This is a genomic window from Burkholderia anthina, from assembly GCF_902498995.1.
Taxonomy (GTDB): Bacteria; Pseudomonadota; Gammaproteobacteria; order Burkholderiales; family Burkholderiaceae; genus Burkholderia; species Burkholderia anthina.
In genome coordinates this window covers 25,736-38,579 of record NZ_CABVLY010000002.1, presented here as the reverse complement: position 1 = coordinate 38,579, position 12,844 = coordinate 25,736, and the positions used below count along the sequence as shown (strand labels likewise).

At 68.1% G+C, this 12,844-nt stretch carries 9 protein-coding genes; 6 read left to right on the top strand and 3 right to left on the bottom strand.

The features are described from left to right. Positions 1-155: 155 nt before the first annotated feature. Positions 156-2,897, bottom strand: a complete 2,742-nt coding sequence (gene mdeB, locus BME24068_RS03010; protein WP_174925103.1) for an alpha-ketoglutarate dehydrogenase — start codon at positions 2,895-2,897, stop codon at positions 156-158. A 164-nt stretch (positions 2,898-3,061) separates the two neighbouring features. Here mdeB and BME24068_RS03005 point away from each other — a divergent pair, with 164 nt between their 5' ends. The 3 genes from BME24068_RS03005 to BME24068_RS02995 all read left to right on the top strand — a co-directional run bounded on the left by BME24068_RS03005 (position 3,062) and on the right by BME24068_RS02995 (position 6,658). Beyond that, positions 3,062-3,589: an Lrp/AsnC family transcriptional regulator gene (locus tag BME24068_RS03005; protein ID WP_174925102.1), complete on the top strand. Its 528-nt coding sequence runs from the start codon at positions 3,062-3,064 to the stop codon at positions 3,587-3,589. Between the two features lie 245 nt (positions 3,590-3,834). Next, entirely contained in the window at positions 3,835-5,556 is a 1,722-nt protein-coding gene (poxB, locus tag BME24068_RS03000) for a ubiquinone-dependent pyruvate dehydrogenase (RefSeq protein WP_096500629.1), read from the top strand. A 511-nt stretch (positions 5,557-6,067) separates the two neighbouring features. Then, entirely contained in the window at positions 6,068-6,658 is a 591-nt protein-coding gene (locus tag BME24068_RS02995; RefSeq protein WP_174925357.1) for a class I SAM-dependent methyltransferase, read from the top strand. A 62-nt stretch (positions 6,659-6,720) separates the two neighbouring features. Here the strand turns inward: BME24068_RS02995 and BME24068_RS02990 are convergent, their stop codons facing one another. Beyond that, positions 6,721-7,857 carry an acyltransferase family protein gene (locus tag BME24068_RS02990; RefSeq protein ID WP_174925101.1) on the bottom strand — a complete coding sequence of 379 codons (1,137 nt, stop codon included), beginning with the start codon at positions 7,855-7,857 and terminating at the stop codon, positions 6,721-6,723. A 407-nt stretch (positions 7,858-8,264) separates the two neighbouring features. Then, positions 8,265-9,416 (bottom strand): porin, encoded by a 1,152-nt coding sequence (locus tag BME24068_RS02985; protein WP_174925100.1) that lies wholly within the window; start codon positions 9,414-9,416, stop codon positions 8,265-8,267. 446 nt (positions 9,417-9,862) lie between these two features. Here BME24068_RS02985 and BME24068_RS02980 point away from each other — a divergent pair, with 446 nt between their 5' ends. The 3 genes from BME24068_RS02980 to BME24068_RS02970 are packed head-to-tail and all read left to right on the top strand — an operon-like array spanning position 9,863 to position 12,751. Next, a complete protein-coding gene (locus tag BME24068_RS02980) occupies positions 9,863-10,900 on the top strand; it encodes an ABC transporter substrate-binding protein (RefSeq protein WP_174925099.1) in 1,038 nt (345 codons plus the stop codon). A gap of 49 nt (positions 10,901-10,949) precedes the next feature. Continuing rightward, complete coding sequence (locus BME24068_RS02975) at positions 10,950-11,915, top strand: ABC transporter permease (RefSeq protein ID WP_096501020.1); 966 nt, start codon at positions 10,950-10,952, stop codon at positions 11,913-11,915. Positions 11,916-11,929: 14 nt separating this feature from the next. Then, positions 11,930-12,751 carry a quaternary amine ABC transporter ATP-binding protein gene (locus BME24068_RS02970; RefSeq protein WP_096500619.1) on the top strand — a complete coding sequence of 274 codons (822 nt, stop codon included), beginning with the start codon at positions 11,930-11,932 and terminating at the stop codon, positions 12,749-12,751. Positions 12,752-12,844 lie beyond the last annotated feature (93 nt).

The window sequence follows — 12,844 nt, the reverse complement described above, 5'->3', positions numbered from 1 at the left end:
ATACGGGCATACGGGCGTCGCTTTATCCGCTCATGCTCCGTGACTGGCCTTGCAAGATCGCTTCGACTTTCTGCCATACGGCGTCACGCGTGGCGTTCGAACTGTCCCGTCCCGTATCCACAAAAGACAGGATGCAAGCGGCGCCGGGCGCACCGTCAACGTTGCCACGGCGCTGCCCCCGGTTGCTGCTGCACCGCCTTGCCGAGCCGCTCACGCGCTGCGCGCAGGAGGGCCGCATCGAGTTCGCCGTCGTCCGCGAGCGCCTTCAGCGCGGCGAGCACGATGCTCGCGCGATCCACTTCGAAGAACGCGCGCAGTGCATCGCGCGTGTCGCTGCGACCGAACCCGTCGGTGCCGAGCGTCACGTAGCGGCGCGGCACGCAGGCGCGGATCAGCTCGGGCACCGCACGCACGTAGTCGGTCGCCGCGATCACGGGGCCGTGCGTCGCGGCAAGCTGCTGCGTGACATAAGGTGCGACCGCCGCGTCGCCGAGCCGTGACAGCCGCTCGGCTTCCATCCCGTCGCGCTGCAGTTCGCTGAAGCTCGTGACGCTCCACACGGCCGCGTCGATCCCCCAGTCGTCCTTCAGCATCCGCTGCGCGGCGAGCACTTCGCCGAGAATCGCGCCCGCGCCGAGCAACTGCACGCGCGCGGCTTCATTCGATGCGCACGGCAGCCGGTGCATGCCCTTCAGGATGCCGTCGCGCCGCGCGGCCGGATCGTCGTCGGGCATCGACGGCTGCGCGTAGTTCTCGTTCGTGACCGTCACGTAATAGAACACGTCGTGCTGCTGCTCGACCATCTCGCGCATGCCGGCATCGACGATGGTTGCGACTTCGTAGGCAAACGCCGGATCGTACGCGCGGCAGTTCGGAATCGTCGATGCGGCGAGGTGGCTGCTGCCGTCCTGGTGCTGCAGGCCCTCGCCGCCGAGCGTCGTGCGGCCCGACGTCGCGCCGACGAGAAAGCCGCGCGAGCGCTGGTCGGCGGCGGCCCAGATCAGGTCGCCGATGCGCTGGAAGCCGAACATCGAGTAGTAGATGTAGAACGGCAGCATCGGCAGGTCGTGCACGCTGTATGCGGTCGCGGCGGCGATCCACGACGACACTGCGCCCGCTTCCGAAATCCCTTCCTCGAGAATCTGTCCGCGCGTGTCCTCGCGGTAGTAGAGCATCGAGCCGAGATCCTCGGGTTCGTAGCGCTGTCCGACCGGCGAATAGATGCCGACCTGCCGGAACAGGTTCGCCATCCCGAAGGTGCGCGCTTCGTCCGCGACGATCGGCACGACGCGCGGGCCCAGCCCGGGATCCTTCAGCAGCGCGCCGAGCATGCGCACCAGCGCCATCGTCGTCGACATCTCGCGGCCCGCCGCGTCCAGCGCGAACGCACCCCAGGCCGGCGTCGGCGGGACGGTCAGCCCCTTCGACGCCGCCATCCGCCTTCTGGGCAGATAGCCGCCCAGGGCAGCCCGGCGAGCATGCAGGTAACGCATCTCGGGGCTGTCTTCGGCTGGTTTGTAGAACTTGAGCTGCTCGACGTCGAGATCCGACAGCGGCAGCCGGAAGCGGTCGCGGAACGCCTTCAGGTCGTCGACGTCGAGCTTCTTCTGCTGGTGGGTCGTCATGCGTCCCTGGCCGGCCGCGCCCATCCCGTAACCCTTCATCGTCTTCGCGAGGATCACGGTCGGCTGGCCGCGATGCGCGAGCGCGCGCGCATACGCGGCGTGCAGCTTGCGTGCGTCGTGGCCGCCGCGGCGCAGACGGTCGATTTCCGCGTCGGTGAGCTGCGCGGCGAGCGCTTCGAGCGCCGGGTCGCGGCTGAAAAAGCGCGCGCGGTTGTAGGCGCCGTCGTTCGCGGAGAAGGTCTGGAACTGGCCGTCGACGGTGTCGGCGAACGCGCGCGCGAGCGCGCCGGCGTGGTCGCGCGCGAACAGCGGATCCCAGTCGGCGCCCCACAGCACCTTGATCGTGTTCCAGCCGGCGCCGGCGAACAGCGCCTCGAGCTCGTCGATCACGCGGCCGTTGCCGCGCACGGGGCCGTCGAGCCGCTGCAGGTTGCAGTTGATCACGAACACGAGGTTGTCGAGCCCTTCGCGCGCGGCGAGCGACAGCGCGCCGAGCGACTCGGGTTCGTCCATTTCGCCGTCGCCGAAGAAGCCCCACACGGTGCGGCCGCCGGTGTTCGCGAGCCCGCGATGCTGCAGGTAACGCATGAAGCGCGCCTGGTAGATCGCGTTGATCGGGCCGATGCCCATCGAACCCGTCGGGAACTGCCAGAAGTCCGGCATCAGCCACGGATGCGGATACGAACACAGCCCGGGGCCGGCGATTTCGCGACGGTAGTGCGTGAGATGCGCTTCGCCGAGAAAACCTTCGAGGTACGCACGCGCATAGACGCCCGGAGACGAATGCGGCTGAAAGTAGACGAGATCGCCGCCGGCGCCGCTGCCGTCACCGGCGTCGCTGCTGCCGGCCGGCGCCGCGCGGAAGAAATGGTTGAAGCCGGTTTCGAACAGGTCGGACGCCGACGCGTAGCTCGCGATGTGGCCGCCGAGCTCGCCATACGCGCGGTTCGCGCGCACGACCATCGCGAGCGCATTCCAGCGCAGCGCGGCGGACAGCCGCTCTTCGAGCTCGACGTCGCCCGGATAGGGCGGCTGTTCGTGCGCGGCGATCGTGTTCACGTACGGCGTGACGGGGCCGCGCGGCGCCGCGAGCCCACGGCCGTGCGCATGCGCGGCGAGCCGGTCGAGCAGGTATTGCGCGCGTTCCTTGCCCGCGTGCGCGACGACGGCGTCGAGCGACTCCAGCCATTCGGCGGTTTCTTCCGGGTCGGCGTCGGCGTGGGCGAGGCCCGCGCGCCGCGTGGCATCGATACCGTTGGACAGGTCCGTCATCGCAGGTCTCCCGCACACCGCTTCGGGGCGGCGCGCAATCAGTGGCAATCGGTCGAATCATGCTACCCGCCGATCTGCAAAATATGCGTCTGATTTCATTGGGATTTCGTGCGCGGATAGTGTAAATATTCCGGTTGTGGCCACTCTTCTGGAATATTTCGACCATGAGCAGCAACCCCAGGCGGCTCGACCGCATCGACATCGGCATCCTGAACCAGCTTCAGCAGAACGCACGGATCACGAACGCGGAACTCGCGCGCGCGGTGAACCTGTCGGCCACGCCATGCTTCAACCGCGTGCGCGCGCTGGAGAAGCTCGGACTGTTCCGCCAGCAGGTCACGCTGCTCGACCCCGAGCCGCTTGGGCTGCGGATCAACGTGTTCATCCAGGTCAGCCTCGAGAAGCAGGTCGAGGACGCGCTGCAGCGCTTCGAGGAAGCGATCTCGCAGCGCCCGGAGGTGATGGAGTGCTACCTGATGTCGGGCGACGCCGACTATCTGCTGCGCGTCGTGATGCCCGACATGCGCACGCTCGAGCGCTTCATCATCGAGCGGCTGACGACGATTCCCGGCGTGTCGAACATCCGGTCGAGCTTCGCGCTGAAACAGGTGCGCTACAAGACCGCCCTGCCGCTGCCGGCGACGGGGCTCACGCTGGTCGACCCGGACGAGTCGGCGTCCGACTGGAGCTGAACGGCGGCCCGGGTTTCGGATTTCGGACGAAGCGCCGACGAAATGGTGACGAGAAGGCGACGATTGCCCGACGGTGCCGAAAGGAATGAGCGGTCGCGCGGCGGGCCGCCGCCGTGTGGCGGTCACGATGCCTGCGTCGTCGCGACACCGCTCGGGACGATCGCGTATGCTCGTCCCGTCAGCGGCGACGGTGGCTGCCGTGGCCGGATCAATCGTGTGACGACGCATCAACGAGCGAGGGCATCATGGCAAGACAGACGATGGCGGAATACCTGGCGAAGACGCTGGCGGCAGCGGGCATCGAGCGCATCTGGGGCGTGACGGGCGACAGCCTGAACGGCCTGTCGTTCAGCCTGAGCCAGCTCGGCACGATCCGCTGGATGCATACGCGGCACGAGGAAAGCGCCGCGTTCGCGGCCGGCGCGGATGCCGCATCGACCGGGCGGCTCGCCGTATGCGCGGGCAGCTGCGGCCCCGGCAACCTGCACCTGATCAACGGGCTGTACGACTGTCACCGCAATCACCAGCCGGTGCTCGCGATCGCCGCGCACATCCCGTCGACCGAGATCGGCCTCGGCTATTTCCAGGAAACCCATCCGCAAGAACTGTTCCGCGAATGCAGCCATTTCGCGGAGCTCGTGACCAACGCGTCGCAGTTTCCGCGCGTGCTCGCGCGCGCGATGCGCACGGCGATCCAGGCGCGCGGCGTCGCGGTGATCGTGCTGCCGGGCGACATTGCGCTCGGCGACGGACCGGAAGAAACGCCCGCGTGGAGCGAATCGGCGCCGCCGTCGATCCTGCCGGCGGATGCCGACCTCGACCGGCTCGCGGCGCTGCTCAACGGCTCGGACGCGGTCACGCTGCTGTGCGGCAGCGGCACGCAGGGCGCGCACGACGAAGTGGTCGCGCTGGCCGATACGCTCGGCGCGCCGGTCGTGCACGCGCTGCGCGGCAAGCCGTTCGTCGAATGGGACAACCCGTTCGACGTCGGGATGACCGGGCTGATCGGCTTCAGTTCGGGCTATCACGCGATGGAGTCGTGCGACACGCTGCTGATGCTCGGCACGGACTTCCCGTACCGGCCGTTCTATCCGGCCAACGCGAAGGTCGCGCAGATCGACTGGAAGGGGTCGCAGCTCGGCCATCGCGCGCCGCTCGCGCTCGGGCTCGTCGGCACCGTGAAGGAAACGATCGCGGCGCTGCTGCCGCGCCTCACGCGCAAGACGCAGCGGCGCTTCCTCGAGAACGCGCTGAAGCACTATGCGGCCGCGCGCAAGGGGCTCGACGATCTCGCGGTGGCCGAGCCGCCGGGCCGCGCGATTCATCCGCAGTACCTGACGAAGATCGTCGACGAAGTCGCGGCGGAGGATGCGATCTTCACGGCGGACGTCGGCACGCCGACGCTATGGGCCGCGCGCTACCTGACGATGAACGGCAAGCGCCAGCTGCACGGCTCGTTCAATCACGGCTCGATGGCGAACGCGATGCCGCAGGCGCTCGGTGCGCAAGGCGCGCACCCGGGGCGCCAGGTGGTGTCGCTGTCGGGCGACGGCGGGCTGTCGATGCTGCTCGGCGATCTGCTGAGCGCACGCCAGCTCAACCTGCCGATCAAGATCGTCGTCTACAACAACAGCCTGCTCGGCTTCGTGTCGATGGAGCTGAAGGCGGCCGGCTATCTCGACACGAACGTCGACCTGAGCCCGACCGATTTCGCGGCAATCGCGAAGGGCGCGGGGATTTTCAGCGTGCGCGTCGAGCATTCGGAGAATGTGGAGCACGCATTGCGTACCGCATTCGCGCATGACGGGCCGGCGGTGGTCGACGTCGTCACGTCGAAGTACGAACTCGCGATGCCGCCGAAGATCGAGATCGCGCACGCGAAGGGCTTCAGCCTGTTCATGCTGCGCGCGATCCTGAGCGGGCGCGGCGACGAGATCGTCGAGCTGGCGCGGACCAATCTGCGGTGAGGCCGCGAGGCGGCGCGGGTGTCGGGCCCGCGGCCGCATCGGCCGGCACGCGCGGGATGCGGCCCGGCCGGTTTCGAAGGTCGGGCCCGTCTGGAAGCCGTTTGGCGGAAGGCAGCAGGCGTCGAACCTGCCCGGCGCGCTGTTTTCCCGAAACCGGATTGGGAGGGCGGGCTGGGCAGGCAACTGACGGCGCTTGCACCGGGCCCGGCCGTCTGTCGCCGTTCCTGGCCCCGCTCGCGAACCGTCGGTCGTGCAACGCGTCGCCTGCGCCGGCTGCCCATTCGCGTACCGCTTCCACGAACAGCCGCAGCGCGGTCGGCGGATCGGCGCCTCGGACAATCTTCACGTCATCTTAAGTTCGCGTTTCCTAGAATCGTTTCATCGCCGCGCTTCCTGCGGCGGAACGATTCGTCGGGAGGATGCGCATGAAGAAGACCCGGATGGCCGTTGCATGGCGCGGCGAAGTCGTCGGCACGTCGACGCAGGACGCGCGACAGGGCACGGAGGTTTGATGATCTGGCCGAACGCGTTGCGTGTCTCGGCACTGTTCGTGCGCGAGTGGGTTGGCCGTCCGGCCTCGGTGGGCGCGTTGTGTCCCAGTTCGCGGCATCTGGCGCGCGAGATGGCCGATGCCGTGCCGGATGGCGACGGGCTCGTCGTCGAACTCGGCGGCGGAACCGGCGCGGTGACGGCGGCGTTGCTCGAACGCGGCATCGCGCCGCGGCGCCTGGTCGTGGTCGAGCGGTCGCCCGCGTTCGTGCGGCATCTGCGCACGCGCTTTCCGGGCATCACGATCGTGTCGGGCGATGCGCGGCAGCTCGAGCGGCTGCTGCCGCCGGCCGCGCGGGTCGACGCGATCGTATCGTGCCTGCCGCTGCGCACGCTGCCGCGCGATGCCGTGACGGCGATCGTCGAGCAGTGCCGGCGCGTGCTGCCGGACGACGGCGCGATGATCCAGTTCACCTACGACTTGCGGGCGCCCGATCGCCACCCGCTGGGCAACTCGGGATGGGTCGCCGCCGAGAGCCGCATCGTGTGGGCCAACATTCCGCCCGCGCGAATCGTGACCATGCGCCGGGCCGACGTCGGGCAGGCAGCGTGACGGCGGTGCGGCGGGGCGCTTTCTTTCCTTTCATCGAGCCTGCGGACGCTCGCGGCTGACGGTCATGCCGCGGCGTCCGGCATGCGCGCCGACGGCCGTGACGCGGCCCGTCTGATGAAGCGGTCGAGCGGCGTCGCGTAGCCGCGCGCGATGGCCGCGCTCAATGCGGCAGACACCATCAGATACGCGACGAGCAACACGAGCTTGCCGTCGCCGTGCATGAGCGACGGCGGCCACGCCGTGCGGAGCGCGCCGAGCACGATCAGGTGGAACAGGTACAGCTCGTAGCTGAGCCGGCCGCTCCAGCGCAGCGGCGCCAGCGCGCGGCCCGGCGTGTTCGTGCCGTTGGCGTGCGCGCCGATCAGCAGCACCGCGGTGCCGAGCGCCATCGCGGACACGCCGACGACATGGCTTTCCGAGATCGGCCATGCGAGATAGAGCACGCTCATCGCAATCGCCGTCAGCCCTTGCACGGGCGCCGCGGCGAGCACCTGCCAGCGGGCGCGTGCTGCGAGCAGCGCGGTGCAGCAGCCGATCGCGATGCCGTCGAAGCATGCGAAGTACGCGTAGAGAAATCCGCCTTCGTCGCCCGCATGCGTGAAGCGGTACACGGGACCGATCGCGACGACCGCCGCCCAGAACGCGAACAGCCGCGCTTCGCGGCGCAGTGCGAGGCACAGCAGCGGAAACGACAGGTAAAACACTTCCTCCACCGACAGCGACCACAGCACACCGAGCGCGTAATTCACCCATCCGGCCGCGCCGATCAGGACGTTCATCCAGAACGTGAGCGACGCGAGATTCACGCGCCAGAACGACACGGCGACGCCTTGCGGCGCGTGATTTTCGAAGATCGGCACGCCGGCCGCGGCCAGCCCGTTGACGAGCGCGAGCAGCAGGAGCAGGCACGGGACGATGCGCGCGATGCGCGACACGTAGAACGCGCGCACGTCGAGCGCGTCGAGGCTGCCCCAGCGGCGGCGCGCATTCGACGTGATCAGGTAGCCGGAGATCACGAAGAACATCGTCACGCCATAGTTGCCGTTGCGGACCACCGCATGCACGGCCTCCCAGCCGGCCACGCGCGCGACGGACGTGTCGCGCAGCGAATACGGGATGTTGAAGTGATGCAGCAGGACCAGCAGGATCGACACGCCGCGCAGTACGTCGATCCGCGCGTTGCGCGGCCCGGTACTCATTGCGGGCGGCCTGGTTGAGCGAACGCGGGCAGCGCCGAGAGAAATGCGTCGCGCGAGCGCAGGCCGGCTTCCGGTTGCCAGTCGAGCAGCGTGATGCGCGCGTGATTCAGGCTCAAGCGAAACTCCATCGGATCGGGGCGGGGGCGGGCCGCCCGGAAGCGGCCGATCGTATGCGCCATGAAAGCCAAGTCCGGCAGCGTGGCCGCCGGAGGTCGAGATGGCCCACAGTGTATCGGCGAAGCACGGGCGGTTGTCCTGTCATCGTTGACGGGGCGCGCACGGCCCGGCGGCCCACTCGTCCGAGCGCGCGCCGAAACAAAAAGCCCGCCGGCAGGCATGCGCCTGCGAGCGGGCAAAGACACCGCGGCGGACCGCGCGGGGTGTCGCGTGAAGACGGCGAAACCGCGTCAGAACTTGTGACGCAGCGCGAGACGCACGGCCACCTGGTTCGACGTCGACGACGGCGCATCGGTGCCGGGGATGAAGGCCTGGTCGAGGATCGAACCCGTCTTGTCGCCGGCGATGTGCTGGTACGCGGCCTGCACGTACACGTCGGTACGCTTCGACAGGTTGTAGTCGGCCATCAGCCCGACCGAGTGGATCTTCGGCTTCGCGTCGCCGGTCGACGCGTCGTATTTCTCGAGCGACAGCACGTACTGCGCGCCGACCATGAACGCCGGCGTGATCTGGTATGCGCCGTTTACTTCGAAGTTCTGGTACTTGATCGCGCTGACCGTCGCCCCCGGCGCGATGATCGCGCCCGGCGTGCCGAGATAGCCGTTGCCGGTCGGGTTCTTGTAGTTCGAGTTCGTGTACGCGAAGCCGACCGTCGCGGGCCCGAACGTGTAGTTGATGCCCGCGCCGAACACGCGCATGCGCTCGGCGATGTAGCTCGCGTCATTCGACGTGATCGCGCCGGCGGAGCCGTCTCCCGGGTGGTTCGCCTGCAGGTACGCGGCGGCAATCAGCAGCCCGTCGTTCTGGTATTGCGCGCCGAAGCTGTACGCGCGGTTGTCCGAGAAACCCGTGCTGTTGCTGAAGCTGTATGCGCCGCCGAACTGGAAGCCCGCGAAGTTCGGGCTCGCATACTTCACGGTGTTGTCGAGCCGGAACGAGTTGTCGGTGTTGTCGTTGTCGAACGGGTGCGCGAGCAGGTAGCCGCCCCAGTTGCCGTTGGCGGTGGTCGGCGCGAGATAGTCGACGACGGAGTCGTACTGGCGGCCGAAGGTCAGCGTGCCGTACTGCGTCTGGCTCAGGCCGACGTACGCCTGGCGGCCGAACATGCGCCCGCCCTGGCCGAGCCGGCCGCTGTTCACGTCGAAGCCGTTTTCGAGCTGGAAGACCGCTTTCAGGCCGCCGCCGAGATCCTCGTTGCCCTTCAGGCCCCAGCGGCTGCCCTGCGCGTAGCCGCTCGCCATTTCGTAGACGTGGCCGGTGCCGACGTTGTTCGTGTAGTTCAGGCCTTCGTCGATCACGCCGTACAGCGTGACGCTGCTCTGCGCGAATGCGGGCGACGCGAAGGCGGCGGTCACGGCGAGCGCGGTCAGTGTCTTGTTCATTCAGATCTCCGGGTGTCCAGCTTGTATCGGTTGTCGTGAGCGCGTCCGGTGCGGCGCGTCCCGTCATCCTGGGCGAAGCGGCGCGGCGCGCGCGGCGCCGGCCCGCGGGTGCGGCGGCGTGGCGGCGGGCGGCGTCCGGTCCGGTCTCCTCCGATGACACCGCGCATTGTTCCCAAGCCGAAACGGAATCGAAAGCGAGTAATTTCGATGGATGGAATCGGGTTCGCCGATGGGGCGCGCGACGGGCCGCCTCGGCCGCCGGAGCCCGGATCGGGAAAGATTGGCGAACCCGATCGAAATGATCGGAATTACTCGTTTCCCTAAACAAATTGGCGGTTGAAACATGCAGGCTGACCGGACGTGGACGCGGGACATGCACACGTTTTTCGGCCGCCGCGCGCATGCCGCGACGCACAAACAACAGATCAGATTGGAGACGACCCATCATGCAGATTCGACGACTGAAGACAGTCCTTCTCGCCGCCGCGGCGATCCTGTCGGCGCCCCTGGCTCATGCGGCCGCCGGCGCGTGCGCGGACGGCAAGACGGTCCATTTCGCCGGCGTCACGTGGGAAAGCGGGTCGTTCTCGACCGAAGTGCTGCGGCAGATCATGGAGAAGGGCTACGGCTGCAAGACCGATGTCGTGCCCGGCAGCACGGCCGCGACGGAAACGGCGCTCGCGCGTAACGATCTGCAGGTGTGGTCCGAGCAGTGGACGGGCCGCAGCGAAATTGTCGCGAAGGCGGTTGCGGCCGGCACCGTCAAGCTCGTCGGCGATACGTTGCCGGGCGGCACGAAGGAGGGCTGGTACGTGCCCGAGTACGTGGTGAAGGGCGACCCGGCCCGCAACCTCAAGCCGGTGGCGGCGGGCCTCGCGTCGGTCGAGGATCTGCCGAAGTTCAGGCAGGTGTTCGCGGATGAGGAGGAGCCCGACAAGGGCCGTTTCCTGAACTGCCCGACCGGCTGGGATTGCGAGCGCGTGAATACGCGCCTGCTGCGCGTGCTGAAGCTCGATGCGTCGTACACGAATTTCCATCCGGGCACGGGCGCGGCGCTCGATGCGGCGATCGCATCCGCGTACCAGCGCGGCGCGCCGATCCTGTTCTACTACTGGGGGCCGGCCGCGCTGATGGCGAAATACCGGTTCGTCGCGCTGAAGATGCCCGCGTACAACGAAGCGTGCTGGAAGACGCTGCGCGAAGAGCGTGCGACGAACCCGTGCGCGTCGGCGTACATGGTGTCGCACCTGAAGATCGGTGTGTCGAAGCCGTTTTACGACGCGAATCCCGCGCTCGTGGCGGTGTTCGAGAAGGTCGGCTTCCCGATGGATTTCCTGAACCAGACGATCCTCGACATGACGACGAAGAAGATCGACGGCGCGGCCATGGCGACGCAGTTCCTGAAAACGCGTCCGGACATGTGGAAGCAGTGGGTGCCGGCCGATGTCGCGCAGAAGATCGCGGCCGGCCTGAAGGGCGCGTAACGCGGGCGGCGGCATCATGCGCGCCGTCGCGGCGCGCCGGAGAACGAACATGAACGGCTTCTTCCTGCACCTGTCGATCGCCGACTGGGTGAACGGCGCGGTCGAAACCTTCGTCGCGCGATACGGCGACAGCTTTCACCACGTCAGCGCGCTGCTGCTGCGCTATCTGCTGGTGCCGCTCGAGGGCGTGCTGCGCGTGGCGCCGCCGTGGCTCGTGCTGCTCGTGGTCGGCGCGATCGCGTGGAATGCGACGCGCCGTGCGGGCCTCGGCGCGGTGTTCATGCTGCTGCTCTACGCGATCGGCTGCTTCGGCCTGTGGGACAAGCTGATGCAGACGCTCGCGCTGATGCTCGTCGCGACGGTGCTGTCGGTCGCGATCGGCGTGCCGCTCGGCATTCTCGCGTCGCGCAGCGCGTGGCTGCGCCGGCTGCTGCTGCCGGTGCTCGACGTGATGCAGACGCTGCCGAGCTTCGTCTACCTGATTCCGGTGCTGATGCTGTTCGGGCTCGGCAAGGTGCCGGCGATCCTCGCGACCATCATCTATGCGCTGCCGCCGCTGATCCGGCTGACCGACCTCGGCATCCGCCAGGTCGATCCGGACGTGACCGAGGCCGCGCGCGCGTTCGGCACGACGCGCTGGCAGTTGCTCGTCAACGTGCAGTTGCCGCTCGCGCGGCCGAGCATCATGGCCGGTATCAATCAGACGACGATGATGGCGCTGTCGATGGTCGTGATCGCGTCGATGATCGGCTCGCGCGGGCTCGGCGAGGACGTGCTCGCGGGCATCCAGACGCTCGACGTCGGCAAGGGCACGCAGGCCGGCATCGCGATCGTGATCCTGGCGATCGTCATCGACCGCATCAGCCAGGGCTTCGGCCAGGAGCGGCGCGCGCGGCGGCGGCTTGCGCAGCAGCGCCGGCAGAAGGGCGCGTCGCGCGTGCCGTACCGCCTGCCGCGCAAGGCGGCGCCGTCCGGCACCGATTCGAACCCGCCGGCGCAATCGTCGCGCGCATAGCCACGGAGGCACACATGGCAACCATCGACGTCAGGCACGTGTACAAGCTGTTCGGGCCGGAGGCCGCGCATCCGCGCGTGCTCGACCTGTTGCGGGCGGGCAAGCGCAAGGCCGACGTGCTGTCGGAAACGGGCTGCAACGTCGGACTCAACGACGTGAGCCTCGGTATCGCGTCGGGCGAGATCTTCGTGATCATGGGGCTGTCGGGCTCGGGGAAATCGACGCTCGTGCGCCACTTCAACCGGCTGATCGAACCGACGGCCGGCGAGATCGTGATCGACGGCAACGACGTGATCGGGCTCGATGCGAACGGATTGCGGGAATTGCGCCGCTACAAGGTCAGCATGGTGTTCCAGAATTTCGGGCTGCTGCCGCACCAGACCGTGCTCGACAATGCCGCGTACGCGCTGCGCACGCGCGGCGAGAACCGGCACGACGCGCTCGATGCCGCGCGCAACTGGCTGACGAAGGTGGGGCTCGACGGGTACGGCGAGCATTATCCGGACGAGCTGTCGGGCGGGATGCGGCAGCGTGTCGGGCTCGCGCGGGCGCTGGCGGCCGACACCGACGTGCTGCTGATGGACGAGGCGTTTTCCGCGCTCGATCCGCTGATTCGCACCGAGATGCAGGATCAATTGCTCGAGTTGCAGGCGACGCTTTCGAAAACGATCGTGTTCATCACGCATGATCTCGACGAGGCCTTGCGCATCGGCGACCGGATCGCGATCCTGCGCGATGGCACGCTCGTGCAGGTCGGCACGCCGGACGATATCCTGTCGCGGCCGGCCGACGAGTATGTGCGGCGGTTCGTGGAGAAGCGGACCGGCGTGAACTGACCGGTCGGGTCGGCTCGCGCATGAAACGCGGCACATCGCGACGAGCGGTGCGCCGGTTTTTTACCGGGCGCCGGCGATACGAACCCGCGCGGC

Bases quoted from the DNA above. Each gene is read 5' to 3' on its own strand.
- mdeB (WP_174925103.1), bottom strand. From the start codon at position 2,897: ATGACGGACCTGTCCAACGGTATCGATGCCACGCGGCGCGCGGGCCTC.
- BME24068_RS03005 (WP_174925102.1), top strand. From the start codon at position 3,062: ATGAGCAGCAACCCCAGGCGGCTCGACCGCATCGACATCGGCATCCTG.
- poxB (WP_096500629.1), top strand. From the start codon at position 3,835: ATGGCAAGACAGACGATGGCGGAATACCTGGCGAAGACGCTGGCGGCA.
- BME24068_RS02995 (WP_174925357.1), top strand. From the start codon at position 6,068: ATGATCTGGCCGAACGCGTTGCGTGTCTCGGCACTGTTCGTGCGCGAG.
- BME24068_RS02990 (WP_174925101.1), bottom strand. From the start codon at position 7,857: ATGAGTACCGGGCCGCGCAACGCGCGGATCGACGTACTGCGCGGCGTG.
- BME24068_RS02985 (WP_174925100.1), bottom strand. From the start codon at position 9,416: ATGAACAAGACACTGACCGCGCTCGCCGTGACCGCCGCCTTCGCGTCG.
- BME24068_RS02980 (WP_174925099.1), top strand. From the start codon at position 9,863: ATGCAGATTCGACGACTGAAGACAGTCCTTCTCGCCGCCGCGGCGATC.
- BME24068_RS02975 (WP_096501020.1), top strand. From the start codon at position 10,950: ATGAACGGCTTCTTCCTGCACCTGTCGATCGCCGACTGGGTGAACGGC.
- BME24068_RS02970 (WP_096500619.1), top strand. From the start codon at position 11,930: ATGGCAACCATCGACGTCAGGCACGTGTACAAGCTGTTCGGGCCGGAG.